Genomic DNA, 21,478 nt, shown 5'->3' with positions numbered 1-21,478 from the left:
TAAGCACGTAGCAACTCAAGTAAACACTTACTGGGGAAAAGGAATATACACAGGATGCTATTGGGCATTTTTTCTAATATTCATAATGCAAGGTTCTTTTGTGGGTACATTTTTATATTGAGAAAAGTAATTATAGCTAAGTATAGTTTGTCTATAATGCTTAATAATATTTTTATTGACTTGTTTTTTATTATGTGAATAAATAAATCGTTGTGATTTTGTTAATGAAATTTATCAACATTCTTATTTCGGAGGGTAAAATGATCAGCATCGTTTCTAACTAATTACGTTAATAATAATTATGTTTTATGCTGTATATACCCAATAGATTTCAAGTTGCAGTGCTGCGGCAAGTGAACGCAGCCAACAAAGCAGCAACTTGAAAGATGAAGGGTATAAAGTTATTTCTACGGTATAATACCTAACTCTTAGGTGGATATGGTGAAATACTTAGTAAGAATAGAAGAATTGGCATTCATTCTCGAAAAATAAAAATAGAAACACAAGAAATACCTAAAGATGAAAGGTGTAATATATGTGGCCTTCAACCAAAATAGTAATAACGTATTCTGTTATTTTTAATTCTTTGAGAATGCTTATTGGTGCGACTTCATCGATTTATCTTTTAAGCAAAGGCGTATCTCTTGTCGATCTTGGTTTAATGAAAACCATGCAGGCCAGCGTTTTTTTTATATTGGATATACCAACGTCTTATCTTGCTGATAAGATTAGCAGAAAATATGCGATAGCTCTTTCGGTTTTATTTGGTGGAGCTTGGCTTGTTTTAACAGGGATTTCATCCAATTTATATGGTTTTTATCTGGCTGAATTTTTTAACGCGATCTCTTTGACAATAATAGGTGGAACATATCATTCATATTTGATTGATGTATATAAATCAGAAGGTGGTAAAGATATTCATCGGATATTGGGAATTAATGGTAAATATCATTATATGTCTATGGCTATTGCCGCTATGATTGGCGCTGCAATAGGTGATGTAGATTCACGATGGATATGGATTGTTGCCGGAACGGGAAGTTTTATATTAATGTTTTTTTACTTTTTTCTTCCGGAATCAAGGGTTAAATCGGTAAATGGGAAAAAATCAGGGTTAATAAACGATGTAAGAGAAATATATTCGCTTTTGATTAAAGGAAGTAAAGATTTTTTATTCGTGTTTTTTTCTATTGTTTCAAATATAGTGTACTTTCAAATATTACTTCAGTATTGGCAGCCTTATGCTTTTTATGGGTTCTCTGGAGGAGTCAAAGATTCCTTGTCATATGGAGTACTATTTGTTTTTATTCTTATGGCTCAATCTGTTGCAGGGTGGATCATCAGTAAAATTAGTGACAACAAAAAACTGATTTGGTTTGGCTTCCTTTTGATGTTTGTTTCCACCGGAATATGCTTGTTAGGCGGGGAGCATTATCCATATTTAATACCTGTAGCTTTGATTTTTATGTTTGGGAGTAATCAATATCTAACAATGGGACTGAGAGCTGTTTATCACGACTATTTGGATGCTAGTTTGAGGTCAACCTTTGACTCCTTATTATCGACATTTGCACGCTTGATCGTTTTGATACTCTTGCCGATGGTTGCATATTTTACGGAAACTTTTGGATGGCAAATGATGTCATATTCACTCATTATCTTGTCTTCAATAGTTATTTCTTTTTATGTGTTTAGCCTGAAATTATCGCTCAGGCAAACACACTAAGAATCTCTTTCAACGCAGAGTAAGATAAGCGGGCGGCTATGAACGAACGGTGGCATTTATGCTGAATTCGTTTTCGCCAGTCTGCCTATTACTACAAGTGAGCATTTCCCGCTAATGATTTATTTTTTAAGCTGCTTTTTTTGCATTGCCAATAGCTCAAAGACACCAAAAAAGAAAATCTTCGTTTGCATCAGGCCAGAAAGTTTTTGGTCTTTTGGCTGACTGGATTTTAGGAGTAGCATTTGAAATGCATGCATTACTACCGTGAAAATCATGGCAATATCCATAAAATACTTCAATGGTTTTGGAAATGGGTGGATTAGGTTAAATATCAAAAATCCCCAAACGCAGACCATTAATAGTTTTCCCAGTTGAATAAACATCAGTGTGCTCCAAAAAGATAATTATGCAGGTAAGTAACGAATATAAAGCCGGTATGCGACTTGTCCGGCAACTTTTTCACGATGAAGTTGCCAGTTAGCAGGAACGTCTGCCGCTGCGGATTCGGATTCAGCCTCAACATAGATCCAACTTTTATCTGCTAACCAACCGTACTGTTCCAATAATTTTATGGTTTCGGCAAGCATTCCTTGACGAAAAGGGGGATCGAGGAAAATCACATTATAGGGTGTCCCCGGTTGAGATAAATAGTTTAACGCGCTGTCATTAGTAATTTCGGCATTTTTGGCATTGAGAAGAGCCAAATTAGCTGAAAGCTGTTTTGCTACATTACGTTCATATTCAATAAATGTTGCCTGTGCTGCATAACGAGAAAGTGCTTCTAATCCAAGAGCTCCGCTTCCTGCATAACAATCCAGGCAGCGCGCTTCCTGAATAACCGGAGCCAGCCAGTTAAACAGAGTTTCTCTAACGCGATCTGTGGTTGGTCGTAATCCAGGGCTATTTAGTACCGGTAATTTTCGGCTTCGCCATTTTCCACCAATAATGCGGATTTGTCCCATAGATTGTTGTTGTGATTTTTTTGCCATAATTTACGTAACTTAATAATTTGTCATCAAATAAACCGATAACGTACTTTTAAAGGTGCCATGAAAGTGTCGGATAAGAAAAAACTTGTTAAATCTTGCTGGCGTTAATTTACCATGGAATGCGTGATTGATATGTGTTGCGTTACTACGAAAATGTTAGACTGCATCTAATTTCGTTATTATTCACTGTTATAACGCCATGATTTAACCTTGAGGAGTGTAGTGGCTGATGGCAAAAGAGAAAAAAAGAGGCTTTTTCTCCTGGTTCGGGCGTGGTCGTCAGGAAGAACAGCAAAAAGAAGAGCAATTGGCAGCTGAGCAAGCGGAACAACAGCGTTTGGCCGAAGAAGCAGCAAGGTTAGCTGCCGAGCAGGCAGAGCAACAGCGCCTTGCTGAAGAAGCAGCGAGATTGGCAGCAGAACAGGCAGAGCAACAGCGCCTTGCTGAAGAAGCGGCGAGATTGGCAGCTGAGCAGGCGGAGCAACAACGCCTTGCTGAAGAAGCGGCGAGATTGGCGGCAGAACAGGCAGAGCAACAGCGCCTTGCTGAAGAAGCGGCGAGATTGGCGGCAGAACAGGCAGAGCAACAGCGCCTTGCTGAAGAAGCGGCGAGATTAGCCGCCGAGCAGGCAGAGCAACAGCGCCTTGCTGAAGAAGCAGCGAGATTGGCAGCCGAGCAGGCAGAACAACAGCGTTTGGCGGAAGAAGCTGCAAGGTTAGCCGCAGAACAGGCGGAACAGGCACTAACCGAACAGCCAAAGCCGGTTGTATCTAAGGAACAGGAACGCCCGACTAAAGAAGGATTTTTCACGCGTTTGAAACGCAGTTTGGTTAAAACTCGTCAAAATCTAGGGTCCGGTTTCCTCAGCCTGTTTCGTGGTAAAAAGATCGATGATGATCTATTCGATGAATTGGAAGAGCAGTTATTGATTGCCGATGTTGGTGTCGATACTACCCGCAAAATCATTGGCAGTCTGACGGCCCATGCTAGTCGCAAAGAGCTGAAGGATGCAGAAGCGTTGTATGCCAAACTGAAAGAAGAGATGTCTGGTATTCTGGTTAAAGTTGATAAGCCGTTGGATATTGAAGGAAAAACACCGTATGTCATTCTGATGGTTGGTGTTAATGGTGTTGGTAAAACCACAACGATTGGTAAATTGGCCCGTCAGTTTCAGGCACAAGGTAAATCTGTCATGTTGGCTGCTGGGGATACTTTCCGCGCAGCCGCCGTTGAGCAGTTACAGGTTTGGGGGGAACGTAATCATATTCCTGTGGTGGCGCAACATACCGGTGCTGATCCGGCTTCTGTGATTTTTGATGCCATGCAGTCAGCTAAAGCCAAAGGCATAGACATATTGATTGCAGATACAGCAGGTCGTTTGCAAAATAAATCTCACTTGATGGAAGAGTTGAAGAAAATTGTTCGGGTGATGAAAAAACTGGACGAAGACGCTCCACATGAAATCATGCTGACACTGGATGCCAGTACCGGTCAGAATGCAATAAGTCAGGCTAAACTGTTCCATGAAGCTGTTGGATTGACAGGTATTTCATTGACAAAACTGGATGGTACTGCCAAAGGTGGAGTGATTTTCGCCATTGCTGATCAGTTTGAAATTCCTATCCGCTATATTGGTGTCGGAGAAGGAATTGAAGATTTACGGCCATTTAAGGCAGACGATTTTATAGAGGCACTTTTTGCCCGAGAGGATTAATTACCGATGATTCGCTTTGAACAGGTCAGTAAAGCTTATCTGGGGGGACGGCAAGCCCTGCAAGGGGTGAATTTTCATTTGCGCCCTGCGGAAATGGCATTTTTGATTGGTCACTCAGGAGCAGGTAAAAGTACCTTGCTGAAACTTATCTGTGGCATTGAGCGGCCCAGCGCCGGACATATCTGGTTTGCAGGTCATGATATCAGCCGGTTAAAAAGCCGTGAAGTCCCTTTCCTCCGCCGTCAGATTGGTATGATCTTTCAGGATCACCACCTGCTGCTGGATCGCACGGTATACGATAATGTGGCAATGCCACTTATCATTTCTGGTGCGAGTTCTGAAGATATCCGTCGCCGAACTTCTGCTGCATTAGATAAAGTGGGTTTACTGGACAAAGCGAAGAATTTCCCGATTCAACTCTCGGGTGGTGAGCAGCAACGCGTTGGCATTGCCCGTGCAGTTGTGAATAAGCCGACGGTTTTGTTGGCGGATGAACCAACGGGTAACCTTGATGGTGAGTTGTCAGAAGGCATTTTACGGCTGTTTGAAGAATTTAATCGGGTAGGGGTAACCGTGCTGATGGCGACTCATGATATGGCACTGATTGAGAAGCGAAAATATCGTATTCTGACGCTGAGCCAGGGCCGTATGACGGAGGAACATCATGGTTAAAAATGTGCGTAAGGTCGCAGGAAAAGTAACAAGATCAAAAAGTAAAACCTTGCGGGGGGGATGGCGTGAACAATGGCGTTATGCTTGGATGAGTGCACTGACCGATATGCTGCGTCAGCCGTTGGCAACGTTGCTGACGATTATGGTGATTGCAATTTCTCTGACATTACCCAGTGTTTGTTACATCGTATGGAAGAACGTTAGCCAGGCCGCGGAAAAATGGTATCCCACTCCACAGCTGACAGTTTATCTCGATAAATCACTGGATAATAACAGCGCCCAGAAATTAATAAGTGAACTGAAAGCACTCGATGGAGTGGATAATGTTAATTATCTTTCACGTCAGGAGGCCATGACAGAGTTCCGTACCTGGTCTGGTTTTGGCAGTGCTCTGGATATGTTGGAAGAGAATCCATTACCCGCAGTTGCTATCATTACCCCGAAAATTGATTTCCAGAATTCACAGACTTTGACTACGTTGCGTGACAGAGTTTCTCAGGTCAAAGGCATTGAAGAAGTCCGGATGGATGATAGCTGGTTTGCTCGTTTAGCGGCGTTGACGGGCTTGGTCGGTCAGATTGCGACAGTGATCGGTATTCTGATGGTAGTGGCGTTGTTTTTGGTTATCGGCAATAGCGTGCGTCTTAGTATTTTCAGTCACCGTGATACGATTAATGTGATGAAGTTGATTGGTGCAACGGATGGTTTTATTTTGCGTCCATTCCTTAATGGTGGTGCTTTATTGGGGGGAGTTGGGGCACTTTTATCATTAATACTCTCTGCCTTACTGGTGTGGAAACTCTCTGATGTTGTAACACAGGTTGCCAGCGTATTTGGTACGACATTTAATTTATATGGGCTTTCATGGGATGAATCCTTATTGCTAGTTCTTATCTCTGCCATGATTGGTTGGGTGGCTGCCTGGTTAGCGACAACTCAGCATTTGCGTCATTTTACGCCAGAATAAATTCTGTAGCTTTTGTTAAGGCTGATCGAGGTCGGCCTGACAATAAAATAATAATTCTTCTGTTTTTTGCGTGTTAATTTTTCTGCACATTATCTGTAATTCAAATTCGGTTTCTTGTCTATAAATTTCCAGTGAACTCTGCGTATTCATTTTGTAAAATTAAATTAATGCTTATCAAATTAAGTCTGAGTATACCCAATGGATTTCAAGATGCATCGCGACGGCCAGGGAGCGAATCCCCGGGAGCATAGATAACTCTGTGACCGGGGTGAGTGAGTGCAGCCAACAAAGAGGCAACTTGAAAGATGACGGGTATAGTACAAATAAAGTTAGTTGCATAAATATAAAACAATCTGTTATTTTTTGTTCTATAACTTCACAGTGGATGTTGTCTGTACTGAAATTATGACTACCTCATGCAGCTGTAACTTGAATATGCTCATTCTGGTGATAGACTGTACCGCTGTGTGTTGAGCATTGGTTCATATACACTGATGTAATCTATACCAACGATTTAAGTCTTATTTGAGAGGATTTGAATGGCCAAAGAAATGCAAACCTTAGCGTTAGTTCCTCAAGGAAGTCTGGAGGGCTATATCCGCGCCTCTAATGCCTATCCGATGCTGACAGCAGAGGAAGAGAAGGAACTGGCTGAAAGGCTGCATTACCAGGGAGATCTGGATGCAGCTAAGAAGCTGATTCTGTCTCACCTGCGCTTCGTTGTTCATGTCGCTCGCAGCTATGCTGGTTATGGCTTGCCTCAGGCAGATTTAATTCAGGAAGGGAACATTGGCCTGATGAAAGCAGTACGTCGTTTTAACCCAGAAGTGGGGGTGCGTCTGGTTTCTTTTGCTGTTCACTGGATTAAAGCTGAAATCCATGAGTATGTGCTGCGTAACTGGCGTATTGTCAAAGTTGCAACAACTAAAGCGCAGCGTAAGCTGTTTTTCAATCTGCGCAAAACTAAACAGCGTCTGGGTTGGTTCAATCAGGACGAAGTGGAAATGGTTGCCAAAGAGCTTGGTGTAACCAGTAAAGATGTACGTGAGATGGAATCTCGTATGTCAGCGCAGGATATGGCGTTTGATATGTCTGCCGATGATGATAATCAGGAAGGTCAATCGGTTGCTCCAGTTTTGTATCTTCAGGATAAAGCGTCTGATTTTGCAGGCGGTATCGAAGAGGATAATTGGGAAAACCATGCTGCCGATAAATTATCAGTGGCGATAGAAGGTTTAGATGAGCGCAGCCAGGATATTATCCGTTGTCGCTGGTTGGATGACGATAATAAATCTACCTTGCAAGAATTGGCTGATAAGTACGGTGTTTCTGCTGAGCGTGTACGTCAACTTGAAAAAAATGCCATGAAAAAACTACGGGTAGCGATTGAAGCGTAAACAAATTTGATGTATTCATCATGAATAAATGAAAGGGCGATAATGATTTATCGCCTTTTTTGTTCCTGTTTTTCAGTGACTTCCTTCTTAGGATAATTGTATGAAAATTGTTATTGCACCTGATTCATTTAAAGAAAGTCTCAGTGCTTTGCAGGCCGCTGAAGCGATAGAACAGGGATTTCGTGAAATCTATCCACAAGCCGAATATATCAAATTACCAATGGCTGATGGTGGTGAAGGTACGGTTGAATCGATGGTTGCAGCCATGAATGGGCAGATTATCCATCTGTCTGTTACTGGTCCGTTAAATCAGTCAGTGGATAGTTTCTTCGGCATATTGGGTGATGAAAAAACGGCTGTTATTGAAATGGCCGCAGCTTCTGGCTTACATCTGGTTCCAATGGAAAAGCGTAATCCGCGAATTACTACCACTTATGGCACAGGTGAGCTGATACTGGCTGCTTTAGATCAAGGTGTCAGAAAGATAATTCTGGGTATTGGGGGCAGTGCGACTAATGATGGTGGTGCCGGTATGATGCAGGCACTGGGGGCTCATCTACTTGATATTAATGGTAACGAATTAAAAACTGGCGGGGCTGCATTAAGTCAGCTTGCTGAAATTGATCTTTCTGGTTTGGATTCTCGTTTGAGTCAAACTGAAATTATAGTCGCCTGTGATGTGACTAACCCGCTGTGTGGTGAGTTTGGTGCATCGGCTATTTTTGGACCCCAGAAAGGCGCAACACCAGAGATGGTGAAAGAATTGGATGTTGCCTTGCGTCATTATGGTGAAAAAATTGAATTCTTAACGGAAACCAGGCTCATTGATGTACCTGGTGTGGGAGCCGCTGGGGGGATGGGGGTTGCTTTACTTGGTTGTCTGAACGCTAAATTGCAACCGGGAATTGATATTGTTATCTCCACTTTGAAGCTGGAAGAAGTTCTACAAGGTGCTAGTCTGGTTATTACTGGCGAAGGCCGGATAGACAGCCAGACTATTTATGGTAAGACGCCAATTGGTGTTGCCCGTATCGCCAAAAAATATGCCATCGCAACCATTGCATTGGTTGGTGGTATGAGTAAGGACTACTGCATTGTGCATGATCATGGATTGGATGCTGTTTTTTCCATTATGCCCGGTGTTTGTTCGCTTTCTGATGCGCTTGCTTGCGGGCATGAAAATTTACGAGTGACTGCCCGCAATGTGGCGGCTGTTTGGAAGATGGGTCAGTTGGAATAATAATTTGACGTTGCGTCATAATGGAAACCACAGGCGCTCATAAAACCTTGTAATGCCGGCTCGTTGGCGTCTGGGAAACCTCCAAGACTGAACCTCCACTGCTTAACAGTAGGATGGCGGGCTCTTATTTCATTTATCAGATATAAACCGACTCCCCGGCGACGTGTTATTTCACGGACACATAAATCTTCAAGCAGACCGAATTGATGACTGAGCGTAATTTTTACTGCAGCTAGTAATCTGCCATTAAAACGGGCAGCAAACAGTTCATTCCCATTTCTTAGACAGATCTGCCATTGTTCAGGCGTTTGCTGAGGCCATATTTTCTCCAGATCAACCCTATCTTGTGCAGATAAAACAGTAAGTTGTTCGATAGTTAGCTTCATGGTTTTTTCCACGTCAATTGTCGATGAATAGATAGTCAGTGTGTTGTGCAACTGCTTTTATACCCGTCATCTTTCAAGTTGCCTCTTTGTTGGCTGCTTTCACTCACCCCAGTCACAGAGTTATCTATGCTCCCGGGGATTCGCTCCCTGGCCGTCGCGATGCATCTTGAAATCCATAGGGTATATACGTTACTGGAAAAATGTTTTTAATGACCTCGATCTTTCGAGTTAAAGATTGCTTTACTAATATTTAACCAGAATATCACACTGTGTTTTGGCTAAATTCCAACCATATTTGGTGGTATTTTATTCTGTGAGTAATGCTTTTAGCTACCTTGCTAATTTGATTTTGAGCATGAAATGCTATTTTAATAACATGAAAAATAAAGTCTTATTAATAAAAATCACTTTATCTAATCATTCATCACAGAATGTCATAATTTCCAGCCCGATAATGAAAGATTTTAAAGGCAAACACAATAAATAAGACCAATAACAATACGGGGATAAATAAATGAATATCATAACAGGTAAAGCATTATTAGCTGGTTGTATTGCCATGGTAATGAGCTATTCACTATGGGCAAAAGAGATCAAGATTGCGATTGTAGGAGCGATGTCTGGCCCAGTTGCTCAGTATGGTGATATGGAATTTACGGGTGCACGTCAGGCGATTGCAGATATCAATGCTAAAGGCGGTATTAACGGTAATAAGCTGGTGGGTGTTGAATATGATGATGCTTGTGACCCGAAACAAGCGGTAGCAGTTGCTAACAAGGTGATTAATGACAACATTCGTTATGTTATCGGTCATCTGTGTTCTTCATCGACTCAGCCAGCATCTGATATCTATGAAGATGAAGGCGTCATTATGATTACGCCAGCAGCGACTAATGCTGATCTGACGACTCGTGGCTACCAAATGATTCTGCGTACTACAGGGTTGGATTCTGATCAGGGACCAACAGCGGCGAAATATATCGCTGAAAAGATCAAACCTCAGCGTTTGGCTATTGTTCACGATAAACAGCAGTATGGCGAAGGGTTAGCGCGTTCTGTTCTCGACAAATTGAAAAAAGCAGGAGTCAATATTGTCCTGTTTGAAGGCGTTACTGTGGGTGATAAAGATTTCTCCGCATTGGTCGCCCGTCTGAAAAAAGAGAACGTGGATTTTGTCTACTTCGGTGGTTACTACCCTGAAATGGGGCAAATTTTGCGCCAGGCTAAGCAGGCTGGTCTGAATATTCGCTTTATGGGACCAGAAGGGGTAGGTAATTCTTCACTGTCCAATATCGCCGGTGATGCTTCTGAAGGAATGTTAGTAACACTGCCTAAGCGTTACGATCAGGTTCCAGTGAACAAGGCTGTTGTTGATGCAATCAAAGGCAAGAAAGAAGATCCCACCGGGCCGTTCGTCTGGACAACTTATGCTGCCATTCAATCTCTGACAGCAGCAATGAGCCGTACCGGTAGTATGGAGCCTGCTGATTTAGTGAAAGATCTAAAAGTTAATCCAGTAGATACCGTAATGGGAACATTGAGCTGGAATGAGGCTGGTGACTTGAAAGGATTCGAGTTCGGTATTTTTGAATGGCATGCAGATGGTTCTTCTACCTCTGCGAAATAAAGTCATTTGAATGGCCGTCAGCCCCTGTTTGTCAGGGGCTGTTATTTCAGAGGTATAAAAGTATGTCAGAGCAATTTCTCTATTTCTTACAACAGATGTTAAATGGAGTGACTCTGGGTAGCACTTATGCATTGATTGCCATTGGTTATACGATGGTTTACGGCATAATTGGGATGATTAACTTTGCGCATGGCGAAGTTTACATGATTGGCAGCTACGTCTCCTTTATTGTGATTGCGGCCCTGATGCTGATGGGCATTGATCTAGGTTGGTTACTGATTACTGCTGCTTTTTTGACATCAATTGTCATTGCCAGTACTTATGGCTGGAGTATTGAACGGGTGGCTTACAGACCTGTTCGTCACTCCAAACGCCTGATTGCACTGATTTCCGCAATAGGAATGTCTATTTTTCTGCAAAACTATGTCAGTTTGTCACAAGGTTCCCGCGATCTCGCACTGCCGAGTTTGATTACCGGGCAGTGGGTATTGGGTGAAAGTGATGGCTTTTCTGCCAGTATTACGGCAATGCAACTGACTATCTGGATAGTGACATTTCTTGCCATGTTGGTCTTGACGATATTTATCCGCTATTCCCGTATGGGGCGTGCTTGTCGTGCCTGCGCGGAGGATTTGAAAATGACCAGTTTGTTAGGAATCAATACTGATAAAGTCATTTCCTTAACCTTTGTTATTGGCGCAGCAATGGCCGCGGTAGCTGGTGTTTTGCTGGGGCAGTTTTACGGTGTGATAAATCCGTATATCGGTTTTATGGCTGGAATGAAAGCTTTTACCGCCGCGGTGTTGGGCGGGATTGGCAGTATTCCGGGGGCGATGATTGGCGGCTTGATCTTGGGAGTTTCTGAAGCTCTGACTTCTGCTTATCTGAGCACAGAATATAAAGATGTTGTTTCTTTTGCTCTGCTTATTATTGTGTTGTTGTTTATGCCTACCGGGATCTTAGGCCGTCCGGAGGTAGAAAAAGTATGAAACATGCTAATTGGATTAATGCCATTATCGCCGCAGTCGCTTTATTTGTGCTGTCTGTTTTTATGATGGGAATGCAATTATCACTGGATGGTACGCAGTTAGTGGTTCACCGTGCTGATGAAGTGCGCTGGATATGGATTGGTATTGGCTGTGCGATTGTTTTTCTGTTCCAGTTATTGCGTCCTGTTGTTCAGCAGACGATGAAAAAAATACCACTTAAAAACCGGGTGCTACCTGATTTCGATGGTTCAACTAAAGGACAAAAACAACTGGCGGTATTGATCATTATTGCTGCCATTGTTTGGCCGTTTGTGGTTTCGCGTGGTAGCGTCGATATTGCTACGCTGACATTAATTTATGTCATGCTGGGATTGGGTTTGAATGTCGTGGTTGGTTTGTCAGGGTTACTGGTGCTTGGTTATGCAGGTTTTTATGCTATCGGTGCTTATACCTATGCTTTACTCAGTCACTATTACGGATTGGGATTTTGGCAAAGTTTGCCGTTGGCAGGGTTAACCGCTGCTTTATCTGGGCTGTTATTAGGTTTTCCCGTATTGCGATTGAGAGGTGACTATTTGGCCATTGTCACACTCGGTTTTGGTGAGATTGTTCGTATTTTACTGTTGAATAATACGGAAATAACCGGTGGCCCAAATGGCATCAGCCAGATTCCTAAACCCACTTTCTTCGGGCTGGAATTTAACCGCAGCGTGAAAGAGGGCGGCTGGGATACTTTCCATAATTTCTTTGGTTGGAAATACGATCCAAGTGACCGAGTCATCTTCCTTTATCTGGTCGTGTTGCTGTTAGTGATAGTCATGATATTTATTATCAATCGATTGTTGCGTATGCCATTGGGGCGCGCATGGGAAGCACTGCGTGAAGATGAAATTGCTTGCCGTTCTCTGGGGATTAGCCCAACTCGTATCAAACTAGCTGCATTTACCATCAGTGCCACATTTGCCGGTTTCGCTGGCACGCTATTTGCCGCTCGGCAAGGTTTCGTTAGCCCAGAATCTTTTACTTTTGCTGAATCTGCTTTCGTGCTGGCTATTGTGGTACTCGGAGGAATGGGGTCACAAACTGCGGTGATACTGGCGGCAATTTTGCTGGTGGTTTCTCGTGAGATGATGCGTGATCTAAATGCCTACAGCATGTTGTTGCTAGGAGCAATGATGGTATTGATGATGGTTTGGCGCCCGCAAGGGTTGCTACCAATGAAACGCCGTGATGTTAGGTTGAAACAGCAGGAAAACCACGTGCAGGAAGGAGAGCGGGGATGAGTGCAACATCATTATTGCGGGTTTCTGATCTGACCATGCGCTTTGGTGGTTTGCTGGCTGTCAACAATGTTGCTCTGATACTTAATCAGGGGGAAATAGTCTCTCTCATTGGACCTAATGGTGCTGGAAAAACCACGATCTTTAATTGCTTGACTGGGTTTTACCGTCCGACTAGCGGTACCATAAAATTGCGGGAAAAACATCTGGAAGGGTTATCTGGGCAGGAGATTGCCCGTATGGGAGTAGTTAGAACATTCCAGCATGTACGGTTGTTCCGTGAAATGACTGTGATTGAAAACCTGTTGGTAGCGCAGCATCAGCATTTGAAAAGTGGTCTCCTGGCTGGGCTTTTTAAAACGCCAGCGTTCTGCCGTGCAGAATCTGAGGCTGTAGATCGAGCCGTAATTTGGTTGCAACGGATTGGTTTGTTATCACTGGCAAATCGACAGGCAGGTAATCTGGCATATGGTCAGCAACGGCGTTTGGAAATTGCACGCTGTATGGTGATGAGTCCAGAAATTCTGATGCTGGATGAGCCAGCGGCAGGACTGAACCCGAAAGAGACAGCGGAACTTAATGCTTTGATTGATGGACTAAGAAAATATCATCAGGTTTCTGTTTTACTGATTGAGCACGATATGAAGCTGGTAATGGGGATTTCAGATCGCATTTATGTTGTTAATCAGGGAATACCTTTGGCACAAGGACGGCCAGAAGAGATTCGTAATAATCCGGATGTTATCCGGGCATATCTGGGTGAGGTGTATTAATCATGTTGGAATTTAAGCAGGTATCTGCTCACTATGGAAAAATTCAAGCGCTGCATCAGGTTAGCTTGAATATTCAGCAGGGAGAAATTGTCTCGCTGATAGGTGCAAACGGTGCAGGGAAAACAACTTTGCTCAGTACATTATGTGGTGCACCTAGAGCGACTGAAGGCTCGATTATTTTTCGTGGCAAGGATGTTACCCAATGGCCGACAGCGCGTATTATGCGAGAAGACATTGCCATTGTTCCAGAAGGGCGCAGAATATTTGCTCGTATGACGGTGGAAGAGAATTTGGTCATGGGGGGATTTTTTGCTGACAAAACGCAATATCAGCAGCGTATTGAACGGGTTTATGGTTTATTTCCTCGCTTACAGGAGAGACGTCATCAACGGGCTGGAACGATGTCTGGCGGTGAACAGCAAATGCTGGCAATTGGTCGTGCTTTGATGAGTCAACCCCAGTTATTGTTACTGGATGAGCCTTCATTGGGGCTGGCACCGATAATTATCATACAGATTTTCGATACTATTCAGCAGTTGCGGGAAGAGGGAATGACAATTTTTCTGGTTGAGCAGAATGCAAATCAGGCGTTAAAACTGGCTGACCGGGGATATGTACTGGAAAATGGTAAGATCGTACTGGAAGACGGGGGTTCTGCATTACTGACTAATGAAGCTGTGAGAAATGCGTATTTGGGTGGATAGCGACATTCGCATGAAGGGAATATCAAATGGTTGATTATTCTTGTAGCGTTGGAAAGATGTTTTTTCCCAAGGTGAGGGCGCTATAAATAATGCTTTAAGTTTGGCATTATCTGGGGCCGGGGTAACCAGTATGGCTTCAAATGCCTTGAAATCTTCCTCTAAATAGAAAAGGCGTTGAGCTGGCGGAATGTTTTAAGCTTCCCGACAGGTAATATCTAAAATAGAAGTGCAAATGTGATGCCCCTCTACGTTTTTTCGTCATATTTTCAGCGATATATACCCAATAGATTTCAAATTGCAGCGCGGTGGCAAGTGAAAGCAGCCAATGAAAGCAGAAAATTGAGGGATGAAGGGTATCGTTTATTGGTGGAGTAATGAAAGGCAAATTAGTTGTACTCAGTATGTTTGAGTAGCTAAAATCTATGGTTAAAATTATTTTGCTATTAAGTTAATTTTCTATCATCAGGAATTTAATTTTTTCAAAAATATTATTTCTATAGAAAGTATAGTTAATTTGTAATAATAATCTCATTAATGTATATATAACGGAAATATATTGTCATGATACTGGGTTTTTTATTTTTTATCATTTAAATATTGTGAGTTAATTATTGTATTTATTATAAATAAAGTTAGATTTTCAAAGTGAAAAATAGAATTTCATCGAACGAAAGTAACAAATGTTAACATTATAAGTTCAGGTAAATAACATAATCACAATAATTTTCATTTTAATGCTTTTTTATATATTGTTTATTTGTTGTATAATTTCAATAATTCCTAAATAATAGTGATTTCATTGAGGCGTAGCGTTGACATCAACTATATCTCTGCTATAGTTTTATATTATTGCGATTTGTTTTAGATATATCATCATTAATGATTGATTTATAATATGGATATTTTAATGTTCTGGTGATTTATTGTGGTCTATGAAGTCAACATAATAATCTGGGAATTAAGTTATCAAAGATAATAGTGGTTCCATGCTGATTAGATTAAAGAGTATCTTTAATTAAGTGGTAATGCTGCTTTTTGAGAATATTTATATGTAAGTTGAGTAGGTTTTATTTAAATTTTAATGAGGAAAATAAATATGTCTAGAATAACCATTTTTATTGATTCAGATGAACAGAAATCAGAAGTTTATTCTAATTCTACGGTTCCGGTACGTAAAGAATTAAATACAGTTTTTCCTTTGAGTGAGCTGACTATATCCCCTGGTTCTAGTGTGGAAGTATTTAGAATAGATACACCAATAATTCCAGAATCCAGAAGATCTCTGAGAGTTGTAAATACAGGACTGGCAAGTCATGTTACGGCTAAATTTTACTGGTCTCATAGTTTTACCTCTGAATGGTTTGAGTCTGGTTCTATAGATGTAGGATTAGGAGAAGATAAGGTATTAAACGTGCCTAACAACTCTTTTTATTATAGTAAATTTGTTATCTATAATAACTCGGATAAAGTTGCTTATATTACGGCAAATTTGGTTTAAACAGCTTATACCCTTCATCCTTCAAGTTGCTGCTTTGTTGGCTGCTTTCACTCACCCCAGTCACATAGTTATCTATGCTCCTGGGGATTTGTTCACTTGCCGTCGCGCTGCAACTAGAAATCTATTGGGTATATATTAATTGAGGAGTTTAATTATGCAGACAGAAAATGTTTTAGACATAAGAACCATTGTAGCTAATGAATATGCTGTAAAAACGAGTGCATTAGAGTGGGATGTTACTGATATTGTAAAAAATGCAATCATAGGGGGAATATCTTTTATACCTTCGGTTGGTCCTGCTATATCTTTTTTAGTCGGTTTATTCTGGCCCCAGTCGAAAGAAAATATATGGGAAGGGATTGTCAAACAAATTGAAAGGATGATAGAGGAATCTGCATTAAAGACGATTAAAGGTATCCTTGCTGGTGATATTGCCTATATACAAGAGCGAATGGCAACTGTTGCTGATCTTCTTGAGAAACATCCAGGATCTGCAGAAGCTAGGAATGCTTTTAATAACCTGGCAGAAAATATAGATGGTTATCACAAAAAATTTAATAATTTTTCGGATGATGTTAATTATCAGATATTACCCATGTTTTCTACTACGGTTATGATGCAGATAACATATTGGGTTGCGGGTTTAGAGAGAAAAGAAGAAATTGGGCTTAGTGATATTGATATTGAAAAAGTCCGAGGATTAGTCAAAAAGACAGTAGAACAGGCTAATAGTTATATCAACAATATATATGATAGAGAGCTTAATGATGCTCTTAATAATTCGACGGCTGACACTGTTGTAAATAATGTTATGTCTGTTCATGGTCACTGTCGTTTACATGGAATTGAATATATCAGTATTTGGGATAGATTAAGTGAAACTGAGTCTGTAAATAATAGAATCTATGTTGATGTTTTAAGTTATTCTACTTTCTTTGACCGTCAAACAGCAAAAGCCAGAATTCAGGCATTGACGCCAGAGAAAGATATGACTCCACCTCTCAAACCGGCTCTTAATGGAGGAAAGAGAAGAAAGATAAATTCGTTAATGGGGCATATTGTACGTATTGGAGGGGCACCAAGAGTAGGAGGGCTGACAGTAGTATTTGATGATGGTAGTCGCCATCAATTAGGTACAATATCTGGTGAGACGGCATCTATTTCTCTGGATAGTAGTCGAATTACCAGTTTGGAAGTATGGGGCAATGGTGCTGTTGATAAAGCCGTCTTTACTTTGAGTGATGGTCGTTCGCTATCATTTGGAGAACCTGGAACATCCAGATATAGGAAATTTTATGTTGGTGAAAGTCACTACATTTCAGGGATCTATTTGTCCAGTGATTACAGCCCATTAGTCGGTCAGGCAGCAAATATTGCTGTATCTTATCAGCTGATAAATGATGATGAAAAATAATCGCTTTTAACAAGTATATATTATGTACGCAGAATGCTATTAGCTTTTCTTGATCATCTTCTTTATTTGATACATTTGCCGGCGTCTATGTTCATATGGTGAATAGTTCTTTTGATGTCGGCAATTTTTGTATATACCCTTCATCCTTCAAGTTGCTGCTTTGTTGGCTGCTTTCACTCACCCCAGTCACAGAGTTATCTATGCTCCTGGGGATTCGTTTACTTGCCGCCGCGCTGCAACTCGAAATTTATTGGGTAATCCTATTGTAGGGGCAGTGATTAATTGGTATTGGTCGGTGAGCTACAGATGAGGATTTTATCTCAATAATTACGTTCCTTATAAACAGACATATATTCCCTTGGTGAGCGACCGGTCATTTTCTTGAAAAAGGTTATGAAAGCGCTATCGCTAGAAAATTCTAGTTCATTAGCGACAGATGACAAATTACCCTGTTTTGCCAGTAATTCTATAGATTTGATCAAACGCCACTGTTGTCGCCATTGCTGATAACTTAGCCCTGTTTCCCGGTGAAATATCCGACTGATGGTTTTCTCACAGGCCCCGATATTCATTGCCAGTATTTTGAGTGGTGGTGGCAGTGTGGTCATAGGAATGCAGGATAAACGACGATCGAAAGGAAGGGGTAATAATGTGGGTTCTCTTTTTGCCAATCGAATTTCGTCAAGACAAACGGCCAATAGGTTAGCCGCAGGTCTATGTAGCCAATCGGTATTGAAAGGTGATTGTGCTATCCGCTCCAATACTTCACGTAACAGAGGTGTAACTTCCAATACTTCAACATTTTCTGCTAAACATCCGATCTGATTTACATTTAGATAAATTGAGCGATACCCGACGGATTCTTTTATCTCTGCTCTGTGAATAATACGCGGTGGAATCCAGGCAACTCGAGTTGGTGGAAGTATGCATAAATGATCTGCCAGGGTGATATTAATGCACCCTTGCTGGGTAAATAATAATTGCCCCATTTCATGCTGATGAAATCCTGAATCATGCTGACCTAGTTCAGCAGCAATCCCCACTACCGGCACTCCAAGGCTATCAGGATCAAAACTATCATCACGGGAAAGCCATACCATATTTACGTCCTATTTGATAAATAAATTGTCTTTATTATTATAATGCGACAATTGAAAGCATGCTAATTTACGTTTATTGTCTAATTGATTAAGAAAAATACAATGCAACGTAAACCTGGACTTGCGCTGGTAACAGCGCTGATGATGTTTCCACAAATTGTAGAAACCATCTACAGCCCGGCATTAACCAATATCGCAAGGGAATTTAAAGTGAACGCCGAGCAGGCCGCTCAAACACTATCTTTATATTTTTTCGCTTTTGCTATCGGCGTGGTCGTTTGGGGGCGCATGTGCGATCTCATAGGCAGACGGCCAACGCTGTTGGGTGGGTTGTTACTCTATAGCGGTGCTTCGTTAATAGCGCTATTCAGTAGCCAGTTTGAGTTATTACTGGCCGCCAGAATGTTATCTGCATTTGGTGCTGCCGTAGGCTCGGTAGCAACTCAAACAATGTTGAGAGATTCTTACCAGGGAAGGGAACTAGCTCGGGTGTTTTCTATCTTGGGAATAGCCTTGGCAGTCAGTCCAGCAGTTGGCATGATGAGTGGCGCTATTCTGGTGTACTTCTGGGGATATAAAGGCGTCTTTTTGGGTTTGTCTTTACTCGCGGTATTACTATTAGGTTGGTCTGCTATTTGTCTGCCTGAAACCCGTTTAATGTCAGTGGTAACAATACCGTTAACAAGTACTTTAATTATCATGCTTAAGGACGTAGCAATTTGGTGCAATGCGTTGTTGATAGCTTTCTTTAACCTATGCTTGTTTAGTTATTATCAATTAGCTCCATTTAATTTTGATCGGTTGGGATTTTCTTCTGAGATGTTTGGTTACACGGGATTATTTTTGGCATTAGGAGTAGGCATTGGTGCTTGGTTGAATAAGTTCTTGCTGAAAAAAGAATGGAATTCATCAAATTTAGTGTTGCTTTCTTCTGTCACCGTTCTTGTTGGCGGAGGATTGGTAATGGCTATGGAAGCCACCTGGTTGTTTATCCTACCTATGATTTTGATTGTTGTGGCCTACGGAATTGCAATTCCTAATATCCTGGCTTCGGCATTAACTAATTATACGGATAGATTGGGAACAGCAGGAGCCTTATTAGGTTTACTTTATTATTTGCTGTTGGGTGGCGGTTTGATGCTGACGGGTTGGAGCCAACGTCTCGGTGTTGTCTTGGTAGGTTGTGGCTGTTTTATTCTATTGTTAGCGATAAGTCATTATTTTATGTTCATGAAATCCGGAAATAACCGGTCAGTGACGAAATAGCCTGATGTCAGGAAAATTTCGAATCAGTGGTCAGTGAATGGTAATAGGTGGGAATATATAAAGGTTTTGGTTTTGTATCCTGCGGCTCCTTTTACTGTGTATAACAAGCAGCAAAAAAAGACACTTCAACAAAGTAAAAGTGTCTTTTTTCAGTAAGTTAACTGATTTCTATCAGTTCATACCATATTTTTTCAATTTCTTACGCAGTGTACCACGGTTGATGCCCATCATCAGAGCAGCACGTGTTTGGTTGCCACGGGTGTATTGCATCACCATGTCCAACAATGGCTGTTCCACTTCAGCCAGTACCAACTCATACAGGTCATTAACATCTTGACCATTCAGTTGAGCAAAATAGTTCTTCAGTGCTTGTTTAACTGAGTCACGCAAAGGCTTTTGAGTTACCTGATCTTGTGAATTTACAGTAGCAACGGTTAGTACGTCAGAATTTACGCGTTGTTCGAACATAGTTCTGTCAGCTCTTTTCTTTATATTACGCAAAATTTTCGAAATATGCCTTCAACACCTCCAGCTGTTCGCTGGCATCCTCTATGGTGTTGAATGTGCGCCGGAACTGGTCATCAGGGGCATGTTCCCGGAGATACCAAGATACATGCTTACGTGCGATACGGGCTCCCTTGCCTAGACCATAAAAGTCGTGCAATTCCTGTATATGCTCGTTCATTAAATGCTGCACTTCGCCAATTGGCATCGGTGGTAGCAGTTCCCCTGTTTCCAGATAGTGCTGGATTTCCCGGAAGATCCAGGGTCTTCCCTGAGCAGCGCGGCCTATCATTAGGGCATCAGCCCCAGTGTATTCAAGCACTGCTCTGGCCTTAAGCGGGTCAGTAATGTCACCATTGGCAATAACCGGGATGGCAACAGTCTGCTTAACTGTCCGAATATTGTCATACTCTGCTTCTCCGTTAAACAAACAGGCACGAGTCCTGCCGTGAATCGTCAGAGCCTGAATACCACAATGCTCGGCCAATTGGGCAATTTTTACACAGTTTCGTTCTTCTGGCGACCATCCAGTGCGAATTTTCAACGTAACAGGAACATCTACTGCGTTTACAACAGCGGAAAGGATCTTTTCGACCAGTTCCGGGTAACGCAGTAAAGCCGAACCTGCCAGCTTACGATTCACTTTCTTGGCTGGGCACCCCATGTTGATATCAATGATTTGAGCACCATTAGCGACATTAACTCTCGCTGCCGCTGCCATCTCATCTGGATCATTACCGGCAATTTGCACGGAACGAATTCCCGGTTCGTCACTGTGAACCATACGCAGCCGAGATTTGTCTGTCTTCCAAACTTGTGGATTGGAAGAAAGCATTTCCGATACTGTCATTCCCGCACCCATTGCATAGCACAGTGACCGAAATGGACGGTCAGTTATGCCAGCCATTGGGGCTGCGATAAGACAGTTTTTCAGCTGGTATTGTCCGATACGCATAGACGAAAAAAGAGTGGCCATACTGTGACTGCAAGGGCGCGTATATTACGCATTTTTCGCAAAATATGAAAGGCCAAACTTTGAGCAAATCGACATTTGTTACAACTTTTTTCCAGCTTTTATTCTGAGATAAATATAATTATTCATAAATAACATGGTGTTATGTATTAATGGTAAAGTTTATCGCTTTGGATTTTTCTGTCAGTAAGTTTACTGATAGCACGGATTACCACCAGTAAGTGATCAAAAGTTACCCTTATTTATCATAACAAAATAA

General features: G+C 41.7%; 21 protein-coding genes. 15 read left to right on the top strand and 6 right to left on the bottom strand.

What is annotated here, in order from left to right:
• The first annotated feature begins 535 nt into the window (after positions 1 to 535).
• Positions 536 to 1,726 (top strand): MFS transporter, encoded by a 1,191-nt coding sequence (locus BDD30_RS08870; protein ID WP_015835814.1) that lies wholly within the window; start codon positions 536 to 538, stop codon positions 1,724 to 1,726.
• Between the two features lie 119 nt (positions 1,727 to 1,845).
• On the opposite strand, the gene BDD30_RS08865 is transcribed toward BDD30_RS08870, so the two are convergent.
• Entirely contained in the window at positions 1,846 to 2,109 is a 264-nt protein-coding gene (locus BDD30_RS08865; protein ID WP_015835813.1) for a DUF1145 family protein, read from the bottom strand.
• A gap of 21 nt (positions 2,110 to 2,130) precedes the next feature.
• The gene (rsmD, locus tag BDD30_RS08860; protein ID WP_015835812.1) at positions 2,131 to 2,715 is read right to left on the bottom strand and encodes a 16S rRNA (guanine(966)-N(2))-methyltransferase; all 585 of its coding nucleotides are present in this window, start codon (positions 2,713 to 2,715) and stop codon (positions 2,131 to 2,133) included.
• A gap of 229 nt (positions 2,716 to 2,944) precedes the next feature.
• Here rsmD and ftsY point away from each other — a divergent pair, with 229 nt between their 5' ends.
• From ftsY to BDD30_RS08835, 6 genes are all read left to right on the top strand, one after another.
• A complete protein-coding gene (ftsY, locus tag BDD30_RS08855; RefSeq protein WP_015835811.1) occupies positions 2,945 to 4,429 on the top strand; it encodes a signal recognition particle-docking protein FtsY in 1,485 nt (494 codons plus the stop codon).
• Positions 4,430 to 4,435: 6 nt separating this feature from the next.
• Positions 4,436 to 5,101: a cell division ATP-binding protein FtsE gene (gene ftsE / locus BDD30_RS08850; RefSeq protein ID WP_015835810.1), complete on the top strand. Its 666-nt coding sequence runs from the start codon at positions 4,436 to 4,438 to the stop codon at positions 5,099 to 5,101.
• Complete coding sequence (ftsX, locus tag BDD30_RS08845) at positions 5,094 to 6,068, top strand: permease-like cell division protein FtsX (RefSeq protein WP_015835809.1); 975 nt, start codon at positions 5,094 to 5,096, stop codon at positions 6,066 to 6,068. The genes ftsE and ftsX overlap by 8 nt, the downstream gene beginning before the upstream one ends.
• Positions 6,069 to 6,327: 259 nt before the next feature.
• A complete protein-coding gene (locus BDD30_RS23535) occupies positions 6,328 to 6,477 on the top strand; it encodes a hypothetical protein (protein ID WP_170152954.1) in 150 nt (49 codons plus the stop codon).
• 130 nt (positions 6,478 to 6,607) lie between these two features.
• A complete protein-coding gene (gene rpoH, locus BDD30_RS08840; RefSeq protein WP_015835808.1) occupies positions 6,608 to 7,465 on the top strand; it encodes an RNA polymerase sigma factor RpoH in 858 nt (285 codons plus the stop codon).
• Positions 7,466 to 7,565: 100 nt separating this feature from the next.
• Positions 7,566 to 8,705 (top strand): glycerate kinase, encoded by a 1,140-nt coding sequence (locus BDD30_RS08835; protein ID WP_015835807.1) that lies wholly within the window; start codon positions 7,566 to 7,568, stop codon positions 8,703 to 8,705.
• Here the strand turns inward: BDD30_RS08835 and panM are convergent.
• Positions 8,693 to 9,091: an aspartate 1-decarboxylase autocleavage activator PanM gene (gene panM / locus BDD30_RS08830; RefSeq protein ID WP_015835806.1), complete on the bottom strand. Its 399-nt coding sequence runs from the start codon at positions 9,089 to 9,091 to the stop codon at positions 8,693 to 8,695. The two genes, BDD30_RS08835 and panM, sit on opposite strands and share 13 nt — an antisense overlap.
• Positions 9,092 to 9,605: 514 nt before the next feature.
• Between panM and BDD30_RS08825 the strand changes: the two genes are divergently transcribed.
• The 7 genes from BDD30_RS08825 (at position 9,606) to BDD30_RS08795 (ending at position 17,376) form a co-directional block, all read left to right on the top strand.
• The gene (locus BDD30_RS08825; RefSeq protein WP_015835805.1) at positions 9,606 to 10,718 is read left to right on the top strand and encodes a branched-chain amino acid ABC transporter substrate-binding protein; all 1,113 of its coding nucleotides are present in this window, start codon (positions 9,606 to 9,608) and stop codon (positions 10,716 to 10,718) included.
• A gap of 62 nt (positions 10,719 to 10,780) precedes the next feature.
• Positions 10,781 to 11,707 (top strand): high-affinity branched-chain amino acid ABC transporter permease LivH, encoded by a 927-nt coding sequence (gene livH, locus BDD30_RS08820; RefSeq protein ID WP_015835804.1) that lies wholly within the window; start codon positions 10,781 to 10,783, stop codon positions 11,705 to 11,707.
• Positions 11,704 to 12,990, top strand: a complete 1,287-nt coding sequence (locus BDD30_RS08815; protein ID WP_015835803.1) for a high-affinity branched-chain amino acid ABC transporter permease LivM — start codon at positions 11,704 to 11,706, stop codon at positions 12,988 to 12,990. The genes livH and BDD30_RS08815 overlap by 4 nt, the downstream gene beginning before the upstream one ends.
• Complete coding sequence (gene livG, locus BDD30_RS08810) at positions 12,987 to 13,760, top strand: high-affinity branched-chain amino acid ABC transporter ATP-binding protein LivG (protein WP_015835802.1); 774 nt, start codon at positions 12,987 to 12,989, stop codon at positions 13,758 to 13,760. Before BDD30_RS08815 ends, livG begins: the two co-directional genes overlap by 4 nt.
• 2 nt (positions 13,761 to 13,762) lie before the next feature.
• Positions 13,763 to 14,464: a high-affinity branched-chain amino acid ABC transporter ATP-binding protein LivF gene (gene livF / locus BDD30_RS08805; protein WP_015835801.1), complete on the top strand. Its 702-nt coding sequence runs from the start codon at positions 13,763 to 13,765 to the stop codon at positions 14,462 to 14,464.
• Positions 14,465 to 15,560: 1,096 nt separating this feature from the next.
• Entirely contained in the window at positions 15,561 to 15,962 is a 402-nt protein-coding gene (locus tag BDD30_RS08800) for a hypothetical protein (protein WP_015835800.1), read from the top strand.
• Between the two features lie 154 nt (positions 15,963 to 16,116).
• On the top strand, positions 16,117 to 17,376 hold the full coding sequence (locus BDD30_RS08795) for an insecticidal delta-endotoxin Cry8Ea1 family protein (protein ID WP_015835799.1): 1,260 nt from the start codon (positions 16,117 to 16,119) through the stop codon (positions 17,374 to 17,376).
• Between the two features lie 320 nt (positions 17,377 to 17,696).
• On the opposite strand, the gene BDD30_RS08785 is transcribed toward BDD30_RS08795, so the two are convergent.
• Positions 17,697 to 18,476 (bottom strand): AraC family transcriptional regulator, encoded by a 780-nt coding sequence (locus tag BDD30_RS08785; protein WP_015835798.1) that lies wholly within the window; start codon positions 18,474 to 18,476, stop codon positions 17,697 to 17,699.
• Positions 18,477 to 18,578: 102 nt separating this feature from the next.
• Here BDD30_RS08785 and BDD30_RS08780 point away from each other — a divergent pair, with 102 nt between their 5' ends.
• Entirely contained in the window at positions 18,579 to 19,742 is a 1,164-nt protein-coding gene (locus tag BDD30_RS08780) for a Bcr/CflA family efflux MFS transporter (RefSeq protein ID WP_015835797.1), read from the top strand.
• Positions 19,743 to 19,913: 171 nt separating this feature from the next.
• Here the strand turns inward: BDD30_RS08780 and fis are convergent, their stop codons facing one another.
• Positions 19,914 to 20,210, bottom strand: coding sequence for a DNA-binding transcriptional regulator Fis (fis, locus tag BDD30_RS08775; RefSeq protein WP_010847912.1), 297 nt, complete (start codon positions 20,208 to 20,210; stop codon positions 19,914 to 19,916).
• A gap of 25 nt (positions 20,211 to 20,235) precedes the next feature.
• Complete coding sequence (gene dusB / locus BDD30_RS08770; RefSeq protein WP_041382987.1) at positions 20,236 to 21,201, bottom strand: tRNA dihydrouridine synthase DusB; 966 nt, start codon at positions 21,199 to 21,201, stop codon at positions 20,236 to 20,238.
• Positions 21,202 to 21,478: the final 277 nt, after the last annotated feature.

The organism is Photorhabdus asymbiotica (assembly GCF_003634575.1).
Lineage (GTDB): Bacteria > Pseudomonadota > Gammaproteobacteria > Enterobacterales > Enterobacteriaceae > Photorhabdus > Photorhabdus asymbiotica.
This window is presented reverse-complemented; position numbering and strand designations above follow the sequence as displayed.